Origin of the sequence: uncultured Campylobacter sp., assembly GCF_937997595.1 — a bacterium.
Classification (GTDB): domain Bacteria; phylum Campylobacterota; class Campylobacteria; order Campylobacterales; family Campylobacteraceae; genus Campylobacter_B.
In genome coordinates, this window is record NZ_CALKTS010000235.1 from 1 (window position 1) to 3,443 (window position 3,443).

At 40.7% G+C, this 3,443-nt stretch carries 2 protein-coding genes; both read left to right on the forward strand.

Annotated features, from left to right (window positions below; translation table 11 throughout):
* Window positions 1–3,034, forward strand: a 3,034-nt coding sequence (locus Q0614_RS07940) for a hypothetical protein (RefSeq protein ID WP_298787858.1), incomplete at its 5' end; no start/stop codon positions are given.
* Between the two features lie 228 nt (window positions 3,035–3,262).
* Window positions 3,263–3,443 (forward strand): tetrahydrodipicolinate N-succinyltransferase N-terminal domain-containing protein (locus tag Q0614_RS07945; protein WP_298787860.1); only part of this gene is annotated, 181 nt, incomplete at its 3' end.

Here is a 3,443-nt window from a genome sequence, read left to right on the forward strand (position 1 = left end):
AGCTAAAAAACTTTTTATTATTGCTGAGAGCGAAAACGATGTAGATGATTTTGTGGCGGCCTACCTTATGACGCTTGAAAAAGAAAAGGCACAAAAATATGCAGATAGGTGTCTTTTTATAAAAGATAAAGATACATGGCAAGCAATATCCGAGTTGCGACGATCACATGTATTGGTTGCTAGCCCAAGGCTAGGCTTGGATGATGAACAACAAAATTTACTTGCGTTAGCCATAGAAAAAGGGCATGGAGTGATCGCGCCGTTTTGCGATGCCCCATCAATTGGTAATGACGATGTTATAGACCTTAAAAGTCCTCCATCATATCAGATCAAAGAGATACTGACGAAAGCGCAGTTCCCAGATGCTCTTGCAGAGGAATTTGCTAAAATAGGAAATAGGAGGCTGTCTGCACTTATGAGGTATCTCGTAGGAGTCGCTGCGCCGTCGTATGCGAAACGAAATACTGCTCGCGAATTGGCAAAAGCCTGTTTAATAGGTCGATGGGATGAAGAAAATAAAGCGGACATTCAAGCTATAGAAGAATTTGTCGGCAAAAGTTATAAAGAATGGATGGAAAAATTTAGAGCCGACGCTCTACGTTTAGACTCTCCACTTATTTTGATAGAGGGAAAATGGAAGGTTATTTCTTGTGATGAGGCATGGGACGTCCTTGGAGGTATGATCTCGAATGACGATCTAGCCCGTTTTAAGAATATGGCGATTTCATCTTTAGAAGAAAGAGATCCGGCGCTTGATCTACCAAAGGAAGAACGATGTGCCGCTAGTATTTATGGAAAACAATTAAACTATTCGCAAAATATTAGAAAAGGAATTTCTCAAACGCTTGCTTTGATGGGTAGTCGCCCTAAAGCGCTTAGTAACTGCTCTTGCAATGAAGCTTTAAACACTGTAAATTTTATTGTGCGCACATTGCTTGATGGAGCGGATTGGGAGCGATGGGCGAGCATAGATTACTACTTACCGCTTTTAGCAGAAGCCGCGCCCAGCGAATTTCTTGATGCTGTAGGGTCGTCATTGGCTGATATTTCGAATTCTCCTTTTCATAAACTATTTGAACAAGAAGGAAGTGGAATAGAGGGCCGTAATTACATGTGCGGTTTACTTTGGGCTCTTGAAGAGCTGGCATGGTCTCCTAATTATTTATCAAGAGTAGCGGTTATCTTGGCGGATCTTGCCTCTATTGATCCCGGCGGATCTTGGGCAAATCGTCCTATAAGATCGCTTGTGAATATATTCTTACCTTGGCATGTGCAAACTGCCGCAAAATTTGATAAAAGAAAAGCGGCGATCAAAGCTGTGATAAAAAATCAACTTAAAATTGGGTGGTCCTTGCTGCTAGAGTTGCTTCCGCAAGGTTGCCAAGCCACAATCGGAACTTGCCGCCCTATTTGGAGAGATTTTATCCCGCTAGATTGGAAGGATGGTATATTTCGAAATGAATATTTGGAGCAAATTGCTGCCTTATCCGAGCTTATGATTGATTTAGCAAAAGAAGACGTGGATAAATTTATTGAGCTTATAGAAAGACTTTCAAATTTGCCCAAAAATGCATACGATTTTATTCTTGATTATTGCTTGTCGGATAGTATAATAAATTTGCCCGAAGAAAAGCGCTATTTGGTTTGGGAAAAACTTGATGGGATTGTGCGTTGTCATAGAAAATTTTCTGATACTAACTGGGCATTACCCGAACAAGAACTTCGCAAAATCAAAAACATAGCCGATAGTCTTGCGCCATCTTCGCCGGAAATAAAATATCGTTATTTATTTAATGGCGTAGTTTTTGAGTTGTTGGACGGAGATGGTGACCGCGATATGCAGATAGAAAGGCTCTTTAAAAAACGCAATTCCGCCATAAAAGAAATTTTGGATAGCGGGGGTTTGATGAGTTGCATAAATTTTGCCAAAAAAGTAGCTTCGCCGCTCGATGTAGGTCGAGCTTTGGGCGAGATAGAATACGATTTGATTGAAAATAAGCTATTGCCAACCTTTCTTGATTCAAATGATGAAGTTGAAAAGCAGGTTTTAAGTGGATACGCACGGACTAAATTTTATAAAATCGGCATTAATTGGGTTGATATGATCATGCAAAAAGATTGGTCTTTAGAGCAACGCGCTAAATTTCTGTTGCTTTTACCTTTCAATGAAGAGATATGGAAAGCGGTTTCTAAGTATTTAGGAGAAAATAGCGAGGATCTGTACTGGAAAAACGTTAAAGTTAATCCCTATGAATCAGACGGCAATCTGAATGAAGCAACCGAAAAATTGCTTACGTATGGGCGCGAAGGTGTGGCCGTTATCTGCGCTGCTCACAAGGCAAATAAAGCCGAAATTAATGAAGCCTTAGCGGTTCGTTCGCTTATCTCGGTCCTTGATAGTAAAAGCGGTAAGCAAGAACTTACCGACTATAGCTATGTGGCCTATGATGTAGTTGAGCTAATTAATCGCCTTCAAAAATCAAAAACCATAGATCAAGACGTGCTACTTAAAATCGAATTTAATTTCTTTCCTTGGTTAAAAAGATTTTCAAGAGAAAAATCCTATACCGCAATCGAGAAAAAACTCGCTTCTGATCCGCAATTCTTTGCCGATATGATTGCCCTTGCCTTTCGGTCCAAACATGACAAAAGCGACGATACTAAAGAAATAGATGAGAATAAACGCTATCTGGCCCAAAATGCCTACGATATTTTATATGAATGGAAACTTTGTCCGGGAGTTAAAGAAGATGGAAAATTTGACGAAAATGCATTTAAAGAGTGGATCAAGGAGGCCAAAAGGATTACCGAAGAGACGGGGCATATAGGAGTTGCTAGGCACTATATTGGACAAATTTTAACTTATGCGCCTGCCGATCCGGGCGGACTTTGGATCCATAAAGCCGTGGCCGATATTTTAGATGCTAGAGATGCCGATAAAATACGCTCCGAATTCACGCTCACGCTTTTTAATCGACGCGGAATACATACTTTTACTTACGGGTTACGGGCGGGAAGAGAGAGAGCTTGCTAAGCATAATCAAGAAAAAGCTGAAGCCCTTGATGCGGAGGGTTTTACTAGATTCGCAACGATAATGCGTGGGTTCGCTGAGCAATATTTAAAAATAGCTAACGAAGAGGAAAAAGTGGATATTTACGAGTAAAAGCATTTTATGGCTGGAGAATCGATTTGGCAAAATTTGATTCCTTTTAAATTAAATTTAGCTATACTCCCGCGCAATTTTGCGATTAAGGATTAAATATGAAAGAGATTAAAAGCCTAAGCGAGCTGCGAGCTTTTGCGGATAAAATTCGCGCCGAAAAGGGCTATCGCGATCCGATGATGTGGGCGATCGGGCGCGTATTTAAGGGGCGTGCGAAGGAGCATAAAAGCCTAAGTGTGAATTACGCGCACGTAAATTTTAAAGATGGGCTAGTAAGCG